Source organism: Rhodoferax sp. (genome assembly GCF_028689295.1).
Taxonomy (GTDB): Bacteria; Pseudomonadota; Gammaproteobacteria; order Burkholderiales; family Burkholderiaceae_C; genus Rhodoferax.
This window is the reverse complement of record NZ_JAQTWL010000009.1, coordinates 40842-58816: the sequence shown is the minus strand read 5'-3', so window position 1 is coordinate 58816 and position 17975 is coordinate 40842. Positions and strand designations below refer to the sequence as shown.

General features: G+C 60.3%; 17 protein-coding genes. 7 read left to right on the top strand and 10 right to left on the bottom strand.

Annotated elements, in window-relative coordinates; translation table 11 throughout:
* Positions 1-11: 11 nt before the first annotated feature.
* A complete protein-coding gene (locus PHF15_RS09590; RefSeq protein WP_300120631.1) occupies positions 12-221 on the top strand; it encodes a lipoprotein in 210 nt (69 codons plus the stop codon).
* Positions 218-1513 (top strand): diaminopimelate decarboxylase, encoded by a 1296-nt coding sequence (lysA, locus tag PHF15_RS09585; protein ID WP_300120630.1) that lies wholly within the window; start codon positions 218-220, stop codon positions 1511-1513. The genes PHF15_RS09590 and lysA overlap by 4 nt, the downstream gene beginning before the upstream one ends.
* On the opposite strand, the gene PHF15_RS09580 is transcribed toward lysA, so the two are convergent.
* The 3 genes from PHF15_RS09580 to PHF15_RS09570 form a co-directional block, all read right to left on the bottom strand.
* A complete protein-coding gene (locus PHF15_RS09580; RefSeq protein WP_300120628.1) occupies positions 1465-2091 on the bottom strand; it encodes a protein-methionine-sulfoxide reductase heme-binding subunit MsrQ in 627 nt (208 codons plus the stop codon). The two genes, lysA and PHF15_RS09580, sit on opposite strands and share 49 nt — an antisense overlap.
* Entirely contained in the window at positions 2091-3089 is a 999-nt protein-coding gene (gene msrP, locus PHF15_RS09575; protein WP_300120626.1) for a protein-methionine-sulfoxide reductase catalytic subunit MsrP, read from the bottom strand. Before msrP ends, PHF15_RS09580 begins: the two co-directional genes overlap by 1 nt.
* Before the next feature lie 169 nt (positions 3090-3258).
* Positions 3259-3885 carry a c-type cytochrome gene (locus PHF15_RS09570; RefSeq protein WP_300120625.1) on the bottom strand — a complete coding sequence of 209 codons (627 nt, stop codon included), beginning with the start codon at positions 3883-3885 and terminating at the stop codon, positions 3259-3261.
* 152 nt (positions 3886-4037) lie between these two features.
* On the opposite strand from PHF15_RS09570, the gene yihA reads away from it, so the two are divergent.
* Positions 4038-4676 carry a ribosome biogenesis GTP-binding protein YihA/YsxC gene (gene yihA / locus PHF15_RS09565; RefSeq protein ID WP_300120760.1) on the top strand — a complete coding sequence of 213 codons (639 nt, stop codon included), beginning with the start codon at positions 4038-4040 and terminating at the stop codon, positions 4674-4676.
* A gap of 62 nt (positions 4677-4738) precedes the next feature.
* Here the strand turns inward: yihA and metK are convergent, their stop codons facing one another.
* On the bottom strand, positions 4739-5920 hold the full coding sequence (gene metK / locus PHF15_RS09560; RefSeq protein ID WP_300120624.1) for a methionine adenosyltransferase: 1182 nt from the start codon (positions 5918-5920) through the stop codon (positions 4739-4741).
* Positions 5921-6103: 183 nt separating this feature from the next.
* On the opposite strand from metK, the gene PHF15_RS09555 reads away from it, so the two are divergent.
* Together PHF15_RS09555 and PHF15_RS09550 are read left to right on the top strand one after the other, a co-directional pair.
* A complete protein-coding gene (locus PHF15_RS09555) occupies positions 6104-6934 on the top strand; it encodes a lysophospholipid acyltransferase family protein (RefSeq protein ID WP_300120622.1) in 831 nt (276 codons plus the stop codon).
* 21 nt (positions 6935-6955) lie between these two features.
* Positions 6956-7822: a lipid A biosynthesis acyltransferase gene (locus PHF15_RS09550; protein WP_300120620.1), complete on the top strand. Its 867-nt coding sequence runs from the start codon at positions 6956-6958 to the stop codon at positions 7820-7822.
* Between the two features lie 60 nt (positions 7823-7882).
* On the opposite strand, the gene pntB is transcribed toward PHF15_RS09550, so the two are convergent.
* Positions 7883-9325 carry a Re/Si-specific NAD(P)(+) transhydrogenase subunit beta gene (gene pntB, locus PHF15_RS09545; RefSeq protein ID WP_300120618.1) on the bottom strand — a complete coding sequence of 481 codons (1443 nt, stop codon included), beginning with the start codon at positions 9323-9325 and terminating at the stop codon, positions 7883-7885.
* An 18-nt stretch (positions 9326-9343) separates the two neighbouring features.
* Positions 9344-11011 carry a Re/Si-specific NAD(P)(+) transhydrogenase subunit alpha gene (locus PHF15_RS09540; protein WP_300120617.1) on the bottom strand — a complete coding sequence of 556 codons (1668 nt, stop codon included), beginning with the start codon at positions 11009-11011 and terminating at the stop codon, positions 9344-9346.
* A 165-nt stretch (positions 11012-11176) separates the two neighbouring features.
* Between PHF15_RS09540 and PHF15_RS09535 the strand changes: the two genes are divergently transcribed.
* Together PHF15_RS09535 and mnmA are read left to right on the top strand one after the other, a co-directional pair.
* On the top strand, positions 11177-11692 hold the full coding sequence (locus PHF15_RS09535) for an NUDIX hydrolase (protein ID WP_300120615.1): 516 nt from the start codon (positions 11177-11179) through the stop codon (positions 11690-11692).
* Positions 11689-12816 carry a tRNA 2-thiouridine(34) synthase MnmA gene (gene mnmA, locus PHF15_RS09530; RefSeq protein ID WP_300120614.1) on the top strand — a complete coding sequence of 376 codons (1128 nt, stop codon included), beginning with the start codon at positions 11689-11691 and terminating at the stop codon, positions 12814-12816. The genes PHF15_RS09535 and mnmA overlap by 4 nt, the downstream gene beginning before the upstream one ends.
* A gap of 10 nt (positions 12817-12826) precedes the next feature.
* Here mnmA and PHF15_RS09525 read toward each other — a convergent pair whose 3' ends face one another.
* From PHF15_RS09525 to PHF15_RS09510, 4 genes are read right to left on the bottom strand one after another with little or no spacing between them, the layout of a single operon-like run.
* Positions 12827-13117 carry a metal-sensing transcriptional repressor gene (locus tag PHF15_RS09525; protein ID WP_300120612.1) on the bottom strand — a complete coding sequence of 97 codons (291 nt, stop codon included), beginning with the start codon at positions 13115-13117 and terminating at the stop codon, positions 12827-12829.
* 15 nt (positions 13118-13132) lie between these two features.
* Positions 13133-13357 carry a DUF2892 domain-containing protein gene (locus PHF15_RS09520; RefSeq protein WP_300120610.1) on the bottom strand — a complete coding sequence of 75 codons (225 nt, stop codon included), beginning with the start codon at positions 13355-13357 and terminating at the stop codon, positions 13133-13135.
* Between the two features lie 16 nt (positions 13358-13373).
* Entirely contained in the window at positions 13374-14660 is a 1287-nt protein-coding gene (locus PHF15_RS09515; protein WP_300120607.1) for an FAD/NAD(P)-binding oxidoreductase, read from the bottom strand.
* A gap of 24 nt (positions 14661-14684) precedes the next feature.
* Positions 14685-17975, bottom strand: coding sequence for an efflux RND transporter permease subunit (locus tag PHF15_RS09510; protein WP_300120605.1), 3291 nt, complete (start codon positions 17973-17975; stop codon positions 14685-14687).

Here is a 17975-nt window from a genome sequence, read left to right as displayed (position 1 = left end):
ACAATTTCACCATGCTGTTGATTCCCCAAATTCTAGTGCGCACCTTTGCCCTTGGTGCCAGTGCGGGTCTGATCGCCTGCGGCCAGCAGGGGCCGCTTTATTTGCCGCCAGCCGGCGCCGTCCAGCGTGCCACCCCGCCTGAATCCTTGTTGCCACCCACCGGCACTACCGAAACCACCCTGCAACCGGCACTCCCCGCCTCAGCCCCTCAACATCAATGAGTTCCAAACGCTTACCGGGCCAGCCCCACATTGCTTACCGTGGCGATGAACTTTTTCTGGAGGAAGCCAGCTTGAACGCCTTGGCGCAGCAGTTCGGCACGCCCTTGTTTGTTTATTCCAAAGCCGCCATGATGGCTGCCCTAGCGGCTTACCAGCGCGGCTTTGCCGGGCGCAAGGTGCAGATTTGCTATGCCATGAAGGCCAACTCCACACTGGGCGTGATCCAGCTGTTTGCCCAGGAAGGTTGTGGCTTCGATGTGGTGTCGCTGGGCGAACTGACACGTGTGCTGGCCGCAGGCGGGCAAGCCAGCCGCATCATCTTTTCCGGTGTGGGCAAAACCCGCGCCGAGATGCGCGCGGCGCTGCAAGCGGGCATTGGCTGCTTCAATGTGGAGAGCGAAGCCGAACTGGAAGTGCTCAACGAGGTCGCTCTAAGCCTGGGCCGGCAAGCGCCAGTGAGCATCCGCGTCAACCCCAATGTGGACCCGCAAACCCATCCCTACATTTCCACCGGCCTGAAGGGCAACAAATTTGGCATTGCGCATGAGCGCGTGGTGCAAACCTACCAGCGCGCGGACGCCCTGCCCGGCTTGCGCATCGAAGGCATCGACTGCCACATTGGCTCGCAGATTATCCAGGAGGCGCCGTATCTGGATGCCATGGACCGCATGCTCGACCTGGTGCAGGCCATTGAGGCCGCAGGTGTGCCGATTCACCACATCGACCTGGGCGGCGGCCTGGGCATCGACTACAACGGCGAAACCCCGCCAGAAGCCGACCAACTGTGGGCCAAACTGCTGGCCAAACTCGATGCCCGTGGTTTTGGCCAGCGCGCGCTGATGATCGAACCCGGCCGCTCGCTGGTGGGCAATGCGGGCGTGTGCCTCACCGAGGTGCTGTACCTCAAACCGGGGGAGCAAAAGAACTTTTGCATCGTCGATGCCGCCATGAATGACCTGCCGCGCCCGGCCATGTACCAGGCTTATCAGCAGATCGTGCCGGTCAAGCCACGCAGCGCCCCCGAAGAAACCTGGGAAGTGGTCGGCCCGATCTGCGAGAGCGGCGACTGGCTCGGCCATGACCGCAATTTAGCCGTGCAGCAGGGCGACCTGCTGGCGGTGCTGTCGGCGGGCGCCTACTGCATGAGCATGGCGAGCAACTACAACACGCGCAATCGCGCCGCCGAAGTGCTGGTGGAAGGCGGCCATGCCCACCTGATTCGCGAGCGTGAAAGCTACGCGGATCAAATGCGACTGGAGCGCTTGCCGCTGGCAGCGACCATTGCCAGGTAACGCCACAAGCGCCAACCCAGCAAGACCGCCAGCACGGCGGCGTACACAGCCACCTCGGCAAAGTCGTTTTTGCCGGCACGCATCCAGAAAAAATGCAGGATGGCCAGACCGGCCACCGCGTAAACCGCCTTGTGCAGGCGTTGCCAGCTTTTGGCGCCCAAGGCCTTGATGGCCCGGTTGAACGAGGTCAGCGCCAAACTGGTGAGCAATACGAATGCCGTGAAGCCCACCAAAATGAAGGGCCGCTTGGCAATGTCGTTGGCGATGTCGGCAAGCTCGAACGCCATATCGAAGCCGCTGTAGCTGAGCAGATGCAGCAGCGCGTAAAAGTAAACAAACAGGCCCAGCATACGGCGAAAGCGCGCCAACGCCGGGTTGCCGGTGAGCACCCGCAAAGGTGTGACCGCCAGCACCACGCACAGCATGCGCAGGGTCCAGTCGCCAGTGGAGCGCACCAAGGCCTCGGCTGGGTTGGCGCCCAATTGGCCAAATACCGCGGCCCACAGCAAATATACAAAGGGCAGCAAGGCCACGGCGAACACCAGCGGCTTGGCAAGCTTGCCCACGCGGCCCTGCATCAAAAGTATTTTTTCAAGTCCATGCCGGCGTACAACTGGCCCACTTGCGCCTCATAGCCGTTAAACAGCAGCGTCTTGCGCTTTTTGGCAAACAAGCCGTCTTCGCCAATGCGGCGCTCAGTGGACTGGCTCCAGCGCGGGTGATCCACGTTGGGGTTGACGTTGGAATAAAAGCCGTACTCATTGGCTGCGGCGTTGTTCCAGGCAGTGGCTGGCCGCTTGTCGGTAAAGCGGATTTTGACCAGGCTCTTGCCGCTCTTGAATCCGTATTTCCAAGGCACCACCAGCCGCAAGGGCGCACCGCTTTGCTTGGGCAGCACTTCGCCATACATGCCAAACGCCAGCAGCGTGAGCGGATGCATCGCCTCGTCCATGCGCAGGCCCTCCACATAAGGCCAGTCCAGCACCCGGTTGCCCACGCCCGGCATGGCCTTGGGATCGGCCAGGGTGACAAACTCGACGTACTTGGCGCCGCCCAGCGGCTCCACTTTTTTGATCAGCTCAGACAGTGAATAGCCCACCCACGGAATCACCATCGACCAGCCCTCGACGCATCGCAGGCGATAAATGCGCTCTTCCTGCGCGCTGAGCCTGAGCAAGTCTTCCAGGGCGAACCGACCTGGCTTCTTGATCAGGCCTTCAATCTCCACCGTCCAGGGACTGGTCTTGAGCGTGTGGGCGTTTCTGGCGGGATCGGCCTTGTCGGTGCCGAACTCATAGAAATTGTTGTACGTGCTGGCATCTTTGTACGCGGTCACTTTTTCCATGGTCAAGGCGCCGCTCACCGATGTTTTGCCGCGTGACAATGCGGCCTGTTGCCCGGGTGGCGTCCAGGCTTGAGCCAGGGCTTCGCGCGCCGCCCATGAAGCCATCGTGGCACCCGCCACGCCGGTGGCCATCAACCGAATCAGGTCGCGGCGCGATTGGTAGGCAGCCTTTGAGGTGATTTCGCTGGACACGGAATGAACAAGGTCTTGGGCATTGGTTTTGATGAGCATGGCGGTTTCCTTTGTGCCTTTGTCGGCCGAGGATAGGCGTTCTTACAAAAACCTGCTGCATCTGGAAAATATGACCGTCAGGGAGCGCGGCTACAGGTAAGGCTGGCGGCAAAAAAAGAGGCGGGTTGCTTGAAACAACCCGCCTCTTTTTGAAGAATGGAACCGTAAATCAGCGCAGTCCGGCAATGTAATCGGCCACTGCCTTGATTTCACGGTCATTGAGCTTGGCAGCAACCTGGGTCATTTGCAGGCTGTTTTTTCGCACGCCGTCCCTGAAGGCGGTCAACTGAACCACGGCGTAATCGGCGTGCTGGCCGCTCAAACGCGGGTATTGCGCCGGGATGCCGGCACCATTGGGACTGTGGCAACCCGCGCAGGCCGGGATCTGGCGGTCCGCAATGCCGCCGCGGTAAATTTTTTCGCCCAACATCACGAGCTCTTTTTCCTTGGCAGCACCGGGGGTGGCTTTCTTGCTGCTCACCCAGTAGGCGATATTTTTCATGTCATCTTCGCTCAGCGCAGCCGCCATGCCATTCATGATCGCGTTTTCGCGCTTGCCGGCCTTGAACTCGGTGAGCTGCTTGATCAGGTATTCGGGGTGCTGCTGCGCCAGCTTGGGGTTCACCGGGATCAACGAATTGCCATCAGGCGCGTGGCAAGCGGCGCAGACACCCGCAAAACTGGCTTCACCTTTGGCCAGGTCCGGTTTGGCCGAAGCTGCGGCTTCACTCGCGACACTTGAAAAAACAGTGGCGGACAAGGCGGCGGCTACGGTAAATAAGGCAATCAGCTTCATAGGTGGACAAATCAGTTGATAGTGGGGGAAAACCCTGCAATTCTACAATGGCTCAATTCAACAGATTGCACCCCATGACAATTCTACCCAGCGCCCCTGTTCCGAACGCTTCTGCAGCCAGCGAGGACGCTCCCCAAACGGTTAGCCCGATCATCGCTTTGGGCTGGCTCCACACCGCCAAATTTCTTACCACCGCGCCGCAATTGCATTTTTTGCCGCCTTTGGATGTGCCTGAGATTGCGTTTGTGGGCCGCTCCAACGCCGGCAAATCCACCTGCATCAACACCCTGACCCAGCAAAAGCAACTGGCCTTTGCCTCGAAAAAACCCGGGCGCACCCAGCACATCAACCTGTTTTCCTTGGGCAAGCAGGGCGTGACTGACGCGGTACTGGCTGATCTGCCCGGTTACGGCTACGCGGCGGTTCCCAAGCAGGACAAGATACGCTGGCAACAGGTCATGGCCAACTATCTGGTGACGCGCGAAAACCTGAAGGCGATTGTGCTGATGTGCGACCCGCGCCACGGCCTCACCGAACTCGACGAAGTGTTACTGGATGTGGTGCGTCCGCGCGTCGAAGAAGGTCTGAAATTTCTGGTGATTCTGACCAAGGCCGACAAACTCACCCGCGCCGAACAAAGCAAGGCGCTGTCGATCATGAAGCTGCAGGCTGGCGGTGGTGAAGTGCGCTTGTTTTCAGCCACCAAACGCCAAGGCATCGACGAGGTGGCAACGCTGCTGTGGCAATGGGCACACCCGGGTGCCTGCCAGCAAAGCGAGACCGATCGCTGATCCGGAGCAAGCATCCTTCAGCAAAGCTGGGGGACGCTTGCTTCAAGAGGTTCATGCGCGCTTCACAAGCCCGCAGCTTCACGCAACACCTGGGCTTTGTCGGTGCGCTCCCAGGTGAACTCGGGTTCTTCGCGGCCAAAGTGGCCGTAGGCGGCGGTCTTTTCGTAGATCGGGCGCAACAAATCCAGCATTTGAATGATGCCGCGCGGACGCAGGTCAAAATGCCGATGTACCAAGGCTGCAATTTCGTCATCCGGAATCACACCTGTACCTTCGGTGTAGATCGTCACGTTCATCGGTTTGGCCACGCCGATGGCGTAGGCAACCTGAATCTGGCATTGCCGCGCCAGTCCAGCGGCCACAATGTTCTTGGCCACATAGCGGGCGGCATAAGCGGCGGAGCGGTCTACTTTTGTCGGGTCTTTGCCACTGAAGGCACCGCCACCATGCGGGCAGGCGCCGCCGTAGGTGTCAACGATGATTTTGCGCCCGGTCAGACCGCAGTCGCCCTGCGGGCCACCCACGACAAAACGGCCGGTCGGGTTGATCAGGTACTTGGTGTCGGCCGTGAGCCACTCCCCGGGCAGCACCGGCTTGATGATCTCCTCGCGGATGGCCTCATAAAACGCATCGGTCATGCGATCGCCCAAACTCATCTCAGGCGCATGCTGGCTCGACAGCACCACGGTGTCGATGCTATGCGGCTTGCCATCCACATAGCGCATGGTGACCTGGCTCTTGGCGTCCGGACGCAGGAAAGGCAGACGGCCATCTTTGCGCAATTGGGCCTGGCGCTCGACCAGGCGGTGGGCGTAATAAATGGGCGCGGGCATCAGCTCGGGGGTTTCGTTGCAGGCGTAACCGAACATCAGACCCTGGTCACCAGCGCCCGTGTTGAGGTGGTCATCAGAGGCGTGGTCCACGCCCTGGGCGATGTCGTTGCTCTGCTTGTCGTAGGCCACCAGCACGGCACAACCCTTGTAGTCGATGCCGTAGTCGGTGTTGTCGTAACCGATGCGCTTGAGCGTGTCGCGAGCGACCTGGATGTAATCGACATTGGCGTTGGTGGTGATTTCACCGGCCAGCAAAACCAGGCCGGTGTTGCACAGGGTTTCAGCCGCCACGCGCGATTTGGGATCCTGTTTGAAAACCGCGTCCAGAATGGCGTCAGAAATTTGGTCAGCCACCTTGTCGGGGTGACCTTCGGAGACAGATTCGGAGGTAAATAGAAAGTCGTTCGCCATGATAAAAAGCCCTTCAGAAAAGTTAACAACCGTTGCGCGTTGCTTCTGCTTTTTTGGGCTTTCAGCGAACGCTTTAGCAGATTTGTCCTTGGTTTGACAAGGCACAATGCGCCCATGGGAGCTCTTGTGTGTCGCCCTGCAAGTAGTTCCGTAACTCAGCGACACTGGTATTTTATCTCACGCATGATCACCCTTTTCAAATTGTTGTCAGCTTGGCCTTTATGGCTGTTACATGGCGCAGGTGCTGCCTTGGGCTGGATGGTGTTCCTGCTTTCGCCCATTTACCGCCAGCGCTTTCTAGAAAATACGCAACTCGCGGGCCTGGGCTGGCGGCAATGGTTGGGCGCCGTCGGCGAGGCGGGCAAGTTGGCAGCAGAACTGCCCCGTCTGTGGCTTGGCCGCCCCGTACCCGTGCAATGGGACGGCGCTGGCCTTGTGGAAGCGGCGCTGGCGCAAGGGCGGGGAGTGATATTTTTGACACCCCATATGGGCTGCTTCGAGATCGCGGCGCAAGCCTATGCGCAGCGCTTCGGGCAAGCGGGCACGCCTGTGACGGTGCTGTATCGCCCGCCGCGCCAGCCCTGGTTGCGCGCGTTGGTCGCTGAGTCGCGACAGCGGCCGGGCTTGTTGACAGCACCCACCAGCCTTTCCGGCGTCAAACAGTTGATCAAAGCGCTCAAACATGGCGAGGCAGTTGCCTTGCTGCCTGATCAGGTGCCACCCCAGGGAATGGGCGTGATGGCGCCATTTTTTGGCCGCGAGGCCTACACCATGACTCTGTCGGTGCGCCTGATGCAGCAGACAGGCGCCTGCGTGCTGCTGACCTGGGGTGAGCGCCTGCGATGGGGGCGCGGTTACCGGGTGCATGTGCAACCCCTGGCGCTTGAACTGCCGGCGACACTGCCCGATGCGGTCAGTGCCATCAACCACGTCATGGAAATGCTGGTGTTACATTGCCCGCAACAGTATTTATGGGGCTATGCGCGCTACAAGACACCGCGCACCCTTGCATGACGCCTTTCATCAATTCGACCCATGGGAACCCGATTTCTGCTTTTTCTGATGCGTGCGATGGCTCCTTTGCCCTTGGCCTGGGTGCGTGCCCTGGGTACGCTGCTGGGCTGGGTCTTGTATGGGATTGTGGCGTCGCGAAGGCACGTGGTCCAGGCCAACCTGCGTCTGTGCTTCCCACATCTTGATGCAGCGCAGGTGCGCGCCCTGTCGCGCCGGGTGTTTGTGCGCGTCGCCCAGGCCTGGCTGGATCGAAGTTGGCTTTGGCACGGCTCGCCCATTACCGTGCGCGCCCGCTTGAAGATCACCGGCGCAACAAACCAACTCACAGGTTCGGGTCCCGTGGTCATTTTTGCGCCGCATTTTGTCGGCATGGACGCCGGCGGGACGGCGCTGATGCAACAGTTGTCGCTCCACATCACCACCATCTACACCAACCAGTCGAACAAAGTGGTGGATGCCTGGATACGCGAGGGTCGCCAGCGCTTTGGGGCCATCACACTCTTTGGCCGGATCGATGGCGTCAAAGCCATCGTGACCTCACTGCGCCACGGCGAGCCACTCTACTTGTTGCCCGACATGAACTTTGGCCCGCAAGAATCGCTGTTTGTCCCGTTTTATGGCATCAGTGCGGCCACCGTGCCATCGCTGTCGCGCTTTGCCCGCCTGGGTCGCGCCAAGGTCGTCCCCGTGGTGACGCGCATGACCACCGAAGGCTATGAGGTGCAGGTTTTTCCAGCCTGGGAAAACTTCCCGACGAACGATCTGGTAGCAGACACGGCGTTCATGAATGCCCGCCTGCAAACCTATATTGACACCATGCCGGATCAGTATTATTGGGTGCACAAGCGATTTAAGGACAGACCCCCGGGCGAGCCCGCCATTTATTAGGCGCCCGGCGCTGCAAAAGCAAGAGGCCCCGCAGGGCCTCTTTGAAGTGCGCTATGAAGATCAGGCGCGCAAAGCCGTCAGCACCTCGTCGAGCATCTTCTTGGCATCGCCAAACAACATGCGGTTGTTTTCCTTGTAGAACAGCGGGTTGTCCACGCCCGCGTAGCCACTGGCCATGCTGCGCTTCATGACGATCGAGGTCTTGGCCTTCCAGACTTCGAGCACCGGCATACCGGCAATCGGGCTGCTTGGGTCATCCTGGGCACCTGGGTTGACGATGTCGTTGGCGCCAATAACCATGACCACATCGGTTTTGGGGAAGTCATCGTTCAATTCATCCATTTCGAACACAATGTCGTAAGGCACCTTGGCCTCGGCCAGCAACACGTTCATGTGGCCCGGCATGCGGCCCGCCACCGGATGGATGCCAAAGCGCACGTTGACACCCTTCTCACGCAGAAATTTGGTGATCTCGAAGACCGTATGCTGCGCCTGCGCCACCGCCATGCCATAGCCCGGAACGATGACCATGCTCTTGGCTTCACGCAGCAGTTCGGCCGTCTCGGTGGCACTGATCGGGGTGACCTCGCCGGCCGGTTGGGCGCCGTCACCAGTCGGCTTCGGCGCCGCACTGGCAGTACCGAAACCACCGGCGATCACGCTGATGAAACTACGGGCCATCGCCTTGCACATGATGTAGGACAGGATCGCGCCACTGGAGCCGACCAGCGCACCGGTCACGATCAGCAGGTCATTTGACAGCATGAAGCCGGTGGCCGCAGCGGCCCAACCCGAGTAGCTGTTAAGCATGGACACCACCACCGGCATATCGGCACCACCGATGGCCATCACCATGTGAATGCCAAAGAGCAAGGCAATCACGGTCATCACGATCAAGGGCAGCATGCCGTCAGCAATGGTGTTGGCGTTGATGAACTCACGACCAAACCAGATCACCACAAGCAGGCCGACCAGGTTCAACCAATGACGTCCCGGTAACAGCAGAGGATTGCCACCGATACGGCCAGAGAGTTTGCCAAATGCCACGATGGAGCCTGAAAAAGTCACCGCGCCAATCAGGATGCCTATATAGATTTCAATCCTGTGGATGGATTCCTCGGCAGAAGACAAGGGCATGCCCTGGCCATCGGCCCAATGGAAGGAGGCTGTCGGATCGATGAAGGTGGCAATTCCGACCAGCATCGCGGCCAGACCCACCATGCTGTGCATCAGTGCCACCAGCTCGGGCATTTGCGTCATCTGAACCGTGCGAGCCGCGTACAGACCGACAGAGCCGCCGACCAGCATGGCGCCAATGATCCAGGGTATACCGGCCCACGTCACTTGGGGGCCGAACACCGTGGCCAGCACCGCCAGCGTCATGCCGATCATGCCGTAGAGGTTGCCGCGTAATGCGGTTTGCTGGTTGGACAAGCCGCCGAGGCTCAGAATAAACAAAATGGTTGCGCCGATGTATGCAACTGTGGCCAGACTTGAAGACATGCTCTTGGCTCCTTCTTCTTATTTACGGAACATGGCCAGCATGCGCTGGGTAACGGCAAAACCGCCGAACATATTGATGGCTGTGAGGACGATCGCAGCTGCCGCCACCCAACTGATCCAGTCGTTGGGTCGATCGGCCGCCCCGGCCCAGGGAGATACCTGCACCAAAGCGCCGATGGCAATGATGCTGCTGATGGCGTTGGTCACGCTCATGAGTGGTGTGTGCAGTGCCGGCTTGACGTTCCAGACCACCATGTAGCCAACAAAACACGCCAGCACAAACACGGTGAAGTGCGACAGGAACTCCTTGGGAGCGCTTGAGCCAATCAGCCAGAACAGCGCAGCCGCGACACCGAACATGATGGCCAGCTTGCTGCCGGCCATCGGTTCGCTTTCGCCCCCCCCATGGCCGTGACCCTTCTTGGCAGCGGGTGCTGCCACCGGTTTGGCAGCAGCGGCCGGGGCGGGAGCCGCCGCCACTTTGGGCGCCGGCGGCGGCCAGGTGATGCTGCCCTCCTTGATGACGGTCAGGCCGCGGATGGCCTCGTCTTCCATGTTGACATTGGCGATGCCGTCCTTGGTCTTGCACAACTCCTCGGTGAGGCGGAACAAGTTGGTGCCGTACAACGTGGACGACTGTTTGGCCAGGCGCGAGACAAGGTCGGTGTAGCCGACGATGGTCACACCGTGCCTGACCACGGCCTGACCTGGCTCGGTCAGCTCGCAGTTGCCGCCCTGCTCGGCGGCCATGTCCACGATCACGCTGCCGGGCTTCATGCTCTGCACCATCTCGGCGGTGATCAGTTTGGGGGCCGGCCGGCCCGGGATCAGCGCGGTGGTGATGATGATGTCCACGTCCTTGGCCTGCTTGGCGTACATCGCGCGCTGGGCCTGCTGGAAGCCCTCGCTCATGACCTTGGCGTAGCCGCCGCCGCCAGAGCCCTCTTCTACATAATCGACCTTGACGAATTCGCCACCCAGAGAAACAACCTGGTCGGCCACTTCGGCACGGGTGTCATTGGCGCGCACGATGGCGCCCAGGCTGGCTGCGGTGCCAATCGCCGCCAGACCAGCCACGCCAGCACCCGCCACAAAAACCTTGGCTGGTGGCACCTTGCCTGCCGCTGTGATCTGGCCGCTGAAGAAGCGGCCAAAAGCATTGGCGGCCTCGATGACCGCGCGGTAGCCGGCGACACCGGCCTGGGAGGTCAATGCGTCCATTTTCTGCGCGCGGCTCAGCGTGCGCGGCAGCGCGTCGATGGCCAACACGGTCACCTTTTTGGCGGCGAGCAGTTGCATCAGATCCGGGTTTTGCGCCGGCCAGATGAAGCTGATCAAGTTCTGGTCTTCATGCATCAGCGCGACTTCGTCGGGGGTCGGACCGCGCACCTTGAATACGATATCTGATGCGGCCCAGAGTGCCGCCGCTCCGCCAATGACGTCTGCACCTGCGCCACGGTAAGCATCGTCGCTGAAATTGGCCGCATCACCCGCGCCGGATTCAATGGCCACCTTGAAACCGAGCTTGATCAGTTTTTCCACCACCTCGGGCACCGTGGCCACACGTTTTTCGCCAGGAAAAACTTCGCGCGGGACACCGATGCGCTGTGGGGTTTGAGTTGATGACGGGGGGGGTGAAGCGACCGATTTGTCCGATAGGCCTTGAGTGGTGGCACCAGCTTGCATGAAGCGTCTCCTCGTATGATTTTGGGCAGGATCAAAGTAACCGCGAGAGCTTACATCAGTTTCTTCAATTTTTAGAATGGCGACAAGTCCACTGTTTGATCCATCTCAAACTTTTGGATCAAGCGTAACCGACAGGCAATGGCGCAATTTGCCGATAATCCGGGCATGAAAATAAGATGGAAACCCAGCGCCACCGTGGCGGCAATCATTGAACAGAACGGCAAATTCCTGCTGGTTGAAGAGCACACGCCCGAGGGCTTGCGGCTGAACAACCCGGCAGGCCATCTGGACGAAAGTGAGAGCCTGGTGAATGCATGCGCCCGCGAGGCGCTCGAAGAAACCATGCACCTGTTCACCCCCACGCATTTGCTCGGTGTTTATATGTCGCGCTTTCAGCGCCCGGCGCGCGCGCATCATGCGGCCGAAGACATCACTTACCTGCGCTTTGCCTTTTGCGGCACGCTGGGCGAGGTGCAGGCGGGGCGCGGCCTGGACACCGGCATTGTGCGCACCCTGTGGCTGAGCCCCGACGAGATTCGTGCCAGCTTTAAGCGTCACCGCAGCCCGCTCATCATTGCCTGCATGGAAGACTATTTGAAAGGCCAGCGCTACCCGCTGTCGCTGATTCATACCGACCCCGGCGTGGTAAGCCACGCGCCAGCTGTTGAGTGCAAACCATGAGCAACGCGGGCCGGCGGCACCGCGTGGTGGTGGGCTTGAGCGGCGGCGTGGATTCTGCCGTGACTGCATGGCTGCTCAAGCAACAGGGCCATGAGGTGATCGGCATCTTCATGAAAAGCTGGGAAGAGGACGACCGGCTTGATGAGGACGATCGCTACTGCTCTTCCAACATCGACTTTGTCGATGCCGCTGCAGTGGCCGACGTGATCGGCATCGAGATCGAGCATGTCAACTTTGCCGCCGAGTACAAGGATCGGGTGTTTGCCGAGTTCCTGCGCGAGTACAGCGCCGGGCGCACGCCAAACCCAGACATTTTGTGCAACGCCGAAATCAAGTTCAAGGCTTTCCTGGACCACGCCATGCGCCTGGGTGCCGACAAAATTGCCACCGGTCATTACGCTCGCGTGCGCTTAAATGCCGACACCGCAAAACATGAATTGCTCAAGGGGCTGGACCCGGCCAAAGACCAGAGCTATTTTTTGCACCGGCTCAACCAAAAGCAATTGGCCAACACACTGTTTCCGGTGGGCGAGTTGCTGAAAACCGAGGTGCGCCGCATCGCGCTGGAGATCGGCCTGCCCAACGCCCAAAAGAAGGACTCCACCGGCATCTGTTTTATTGGCGAGCGGCCGTTTCGAGAATTCCTGAACCGCTTCATCGCCAGAGAGCCCGGCCCAATCAAGAACGACAGGGGCCAGACCATTGGCCAGCATGTGGGCTTGAGCTTTTACACCTTGGGGCAACGCCAGGGCCTGGGCATTGGCGGCCTCAAGGCCAAAGGGGCACCGCGCGGCGGCGGCGACCACGCGCCCTGGTTTGTGGCGCGCAAGGAGATGGCCAGCAACACGCTGTGGGTGGTGCAGGGCCATGAGCACCCTTGGCTGCTGTCGCATGAACTCTCGGCGCAGGACGCCAGCTGGGTCGCGGGCCAGGCGCCGGGCGCCACGGCGCTGGCCGCCAAAACCCGCTACCGCCAGCTTGATGCGCCCTGCCGCTTGACCGTCAACACGGCGGACAGCTTCAGCTTGACATTTGCCAAGCCGCAATGGGCCGTCACGCCCGGGCAGTCGGCTGTGCTGTTTGAGGGCGATGTGTGCCTGGGTGGCGGCATTATCTCGGGCTAAGGCACGCGCACTAACCCATGCGCGACAGCAGGCTTTCCATGTCCTTGAGCATGGTGTCCATATTTTCTTTTTGCGTTGCGTCAGGTTCGACACAGCTGGCCAGTTCTTGCGCCATGAAGCACATGGTCATGCGCAAATAGGTGCTGTCGAGCGCCTTGCGCACGGCGGAAAACTGCTGCCCGATCTTCAGGCAGCTTTCTCCTTCTTCGATCATGCGCTGGACGCCCCGAATCTGGCCTTCTGCCCGGCGCAGGCGGTTGAGCACTTCGGCGCGGGCGACTTCGTCGATCAGAACGCTCATGCGACGTTCCAAACCCTAATTGGCGCAACCAATTTTTGACTCGGGCACACCCAGCTTTTTCAGGATGATACCCAGTGGACAAAAATTGGTGAAGCCCGACTGGAACAGATTGGCGCCGACAAAAGCGGTGAAGGCCAGCGCCCATTTACTGACAAACAGCGGGCTGCCCTCAACACCCAAGGCCAGGGAAATCATGATGAACAGGCCGGCAAAAACCAAAATATAACGTTGTACGGTCACGGTGAAACTCCTTTAATTACTTGTTGAGACGATTGATGCCGAGCAGGCCCATGATGTATTTCTCATAGATGGGCTCGGAGGTGCCTTTTTTAAGTTTGCGCATGAAATATTTCTCGTAGGCAATCTTGGCCAGGTGCACCCACTTGCCTTTCTTGAACCAGTTGACGTTGCGCGGCGGGATTTGTGGCAGGGCCACAAACGCGGCGCCGGTGTCACCCATGTCGGCCAGGCAAACCGCATTCCAGGTTCCCTTGGCGGTGGCGGGTTTGCCCGCCAGGTCATCGGCGATGTTGTGGCAGATGGCGGTCATCATGCTCTCGATCATGTAGCCGGTCTTGGGCGTGCCGGTGGGCACGGGTGTCACTTCGACCGGCGGAATCGCGACGCAGACGCCGGCAGAATAAATATTGCGATAAGCCTTGCTGCGCTGGAATTCGTCAATCATGACCATGCCGCGCGGGTTGCACAAATTGGGCACCGTCGCCACGGCATCGACCCCCTTGAAGGCTGGCAGCATCATCGACAGCTTGAACGGCACCTCATGGTCCTTGACCGGGTTGCCATGGTCATCGAGCTGTGTCACGAACATTTTGCCCTGCTCGACCTTGGTGGTCTTGGCGTTGGTGATCCACTTCATGTCGCGGCCACGCAGTTCAGACTCCAGCATCGACTTGCTGTCGCCGACACCACCCAGACCCAGGTGGCCGATGTAAGGTTCACTGGTGACAAAGGTCATGGGCACCTTGTTGCGCAACTTGCGCCGACGCAGGTCGGTGTCCAGGATCATGGCGAACTCGTAAGCCGGGCCGAAGCAGCTCGCGCCCGGCATGGCTCCGACCACGATGGGGCCGGGGTTCTTCAAAAATTCTTCGTAATCGGCAAAAAAGGCCTGGGCGTGGTCCACATGGCAGATGGAGTGGGTAAAGCCACCACCACCCGACTTCACCGGACCGGCACCAGCCACCTCGTCAAACGCCAGCTTCGGGCCAGTGGCGATCAGCAGATAGTCGTAATCGAGCGTCTGACCGTCCAGCAGCGTGAGCTTGCTGGCAGCCGCATCGATGTGGGTCACGGCTTGGCCGATAAAGCCGATTTTTTTACGCGCCAGATACGGCGCAATCGGCAAGGTGACGGCCTCGCGCTGGCGCCAACCCACCGCGACCCAGGGATTGCTGGGTACAAACTGAAAGTAGTCGGTGCTGTTGACCACTGTGATGCGATGCTCCTGGGGCAGCATTTCCCGCATTTCGTAGGCGGCTGGCATGCCGCCGATCCCTGCACCCATGATGACGATGTGAGCCATGTCTTGTCTCCTGAAAATACAAAGTTAATGAATTTGACCGAGGGAAATTGACGCCTCTGCGGGCGCCTTGTTACGGCGCCAGTACAGCGCGTAATACAGCACCGGTATCACCACCAGCGTGAGCAGGGTGGACACCAGAATACCGAATATCAGGGAAATGGCGAGCCCGTTAAAAATCGGGTCATCCAGAATGAAGAAGGCACCGATCATCGCCGCCAGCCCGGTTAGGGCAATGGGCTGCGCGCGCACCGCCGCTGACTGGATGACTGCGTCCCTGAAGGCCACGCCTTGCGCCACCTGCAGCTCGATAAAGTCAACCAGCAAAATGGAGTTGCGCACAATGATGCCTGCCAGCGCGATCATGCCGATCATCGAGGTGGCTGTGAACTGCGCGCCCAGCAGCGCGTGCCCCGGCATGACGCCAATGATGGTCAACGGAATCGGCGCCATGATGACCAGCGGCGTCAGATAGCTTTTGAACTGCGCCACCACCAGCAGGTAAATCAGAATCAGCCCCACGCCATAAGCAGCCCCCATGTCACGGAAGGTGTCGTAGGTGATCTGCCACTCGCCGTCCCACTTGACCGCATACTGGCGATATGGGTCGCTGGGCTGATTGATCCAGTACTCGCCCAATTCGCCCGTGCCTGGCAGCGCTGCCGCCTGCAACTTGTCACGAATGGCAAACAGGCCGTACAGAGGCGAGTCGAGCTTGCCCGCCATGTCACCGAAGACGTAGCTGACGCCTTGCAAATCCTTGGTAAAGAACGGCTTGTCGATCACGCCCTGCTCCACTTGCACCAGTTCTGACAGCGGCACCATCTGGCCGTTGACGGCGCGCAGCGGCATGGCCAGAATCGCATCGAGCCCCACCTGGTCAACCAACGGCAATTGCAGGCGCACCGGCACCGGGTATTTGGTGTGGCCATCATGCAGATAGGCGGCATCGACCCCGCCGAGCGCCATGGCCGCCGTCTGCGCCACCATGGCCACCGGAATCCCCAGCGACTCCGCGCGCTGGCGACGCACTTTCAGGTAAACGCGGGAAGCGTCCTCTTCAAGCGAGGTATCCACACCGACAATGTCCGGGGTGGCGGCAAAAGCCAGCGCCACGCGCAGCGCCACCGCTTGCCGGCCAGCCTCGTCCGGGCCATAGACCTCGGCCACCAATGGCGACATCACCGGCGGGCCGGGTGGCACTTCGACCACCTTGATGAGCGCATGGTGGCGTGCACCGATTTTTTCAAGCTCGGGGCGCAGGCGTTGCGCAATCACGTGGCTTTTGTCGCTGCGGTGGTGCTTGTCCACCAAATTGACCTGCACATCGCCCTGCTCGGCATCGGCGCGCAAATAGTACTGGCGCACCAGGCCGTTGAAGGTGATCGGCGAGGCCGTGCCGGCATAAGCTTGCAGATTCAGCACCTCGGGTTGCTGCGCCAAATAAGCACCGAGCTCATGCAAGGTGGCGGCGGTGTTTTCGAGCGGCGTGCCTGCCGGCATTTCAACCACCACCTGGAACTCGCTCTTGTTGTCAAAGGGCAGCATTTTCAACACCACCCACTGCACCAGCGTCAAACCCACGGAAAGCAGCAGCGCGGCCAAAATGCCCAGCAGCAACAACCAGCGCTTTTTAGCACTGTTCAAAAACGGTGTCAGCACCCATGTGAACAAACGCTGCAATTTGGGACCCAGGCCCTTGGTCTCTGCCTTGGCAGCGCCGGTGTGACTGTGCTCACGCATCACTTTTAGCGCCAACCAAGGCGTGACCGTGAAGGCAATGCCGAGAGAAATCGCCATTCCCAAACTGGCGTTGATCGGAATCGGGCTCATGTAGGGGCCCATCAAACCGGTCACAAAAGCCATCGGCAGCAGCGCGGCAATCACCGTCAGGGTGGCCAGGATGGTGGGGCCACCCACCTCATCGACTGCGGCCGGGATGATCTCGCGCAAGCTGCGATCCGGGAACAGTTTTTGGTGGCGATGGATATTCTCCACCACCACAATGGCATCATCGACCAGAATACCGATAGAAAAAATCAGTGCGAACAAGGACACCCGGTTCAGCGTAAAGCCCCAGGCCCAGGACGCGAAGAGCGTGGCGGTCAAGGTCAGAATGACAGCGGCGCCCACAATCACCGCCTCGCGTCGGCCCAGCGCAAAACCCACCAGCAAGATCACCGAGCCGGTGGCAAAGGCCAGTTTCTGGATCAGCTTGTTGGCTTTTTCAGCCGCTGTCTCACCGTAGTCGCGGGTGATGGTGGTTTGCATGTTGCCGGGGATCACGGTGTTGCCGAGTTCCTGCACGCGCGCACGCACGGCCTTGGCAACATCCACCGCATTGGTGCCGGGCTTTTTGGTCACCGTCAGGGTCAGGGCCGGATAGACCCCACCTGGCGCTATCGCCTGCTCGGCCGGAGCAGGGACAGCGCCCGCGCCCGGCGTGTACCAAACGTAGCGCTGCGGCAACTGGGCGCCGGTCTCGATGCGCGCGACTTCGCGAAGGTACACCGGCAGGCCCTTGCTGACGCCCACCACCACATCACCCACGTCTTGCGCCGACCGCAAAAATTCACCCGTTTCCACGCTCAACATCTGGCCACCTGGCGCTTGCGGATCCAGCACGGAACCCGATGGCATGCTGGCGTTGGCAGCGGCCAGCGTGGCCTTGAGCGACAGCACATCGACCCCGCGCTCGCGCAGGCGCACCGGGTCCAGCCAAACCTGCACGGCACGCCGCGGTCCGCCAATGGTCTGCACCTCGCGCGTGCCCGGGACCCGCTTTAATTCAGCCTCGACGGTGTGCGCCACACGCTCCAGCTCAACGGCTGGCAGGGCGTCCGGGCTCCACAGCGTGACGGCCAGCACCGGCACATCGTCGATGCCCTTGGGCTTGACGATTGGCGTGAGCGTACCCAACTCTCGCGGCAACCAGTCCTGATTGGCATTGAGCACGTCATAAAGACGCACCAGCGCCTCGGTACGCGGCACGCCCACCTTGAACTGCACCGTCATCACGGCCATGCCAGGGCGAGCCACGGAATAGGTGTGCTCGATGTCGGCAATCTGGCTCAGCACCTGTTCGGCCGGCCGTGCCACCATGTTGTGCACATCGACACTGCTGGCCCCGGGAAAAGGAATCAGCACATTGGCCATGGTCACGTTGATCTGCGGCTCTTCTTCACGTGGCGTCACCAACACCGCAAAAACCCCCAGCAGCAGCGCCACCAGAGCCAGCAAGGGCGTGATGGCGTTAAGCTTGAAAGCCCGCGCCATGCGCCCGGAGATGCCCAATTTGGGTTCGTTCGACATGCTCAT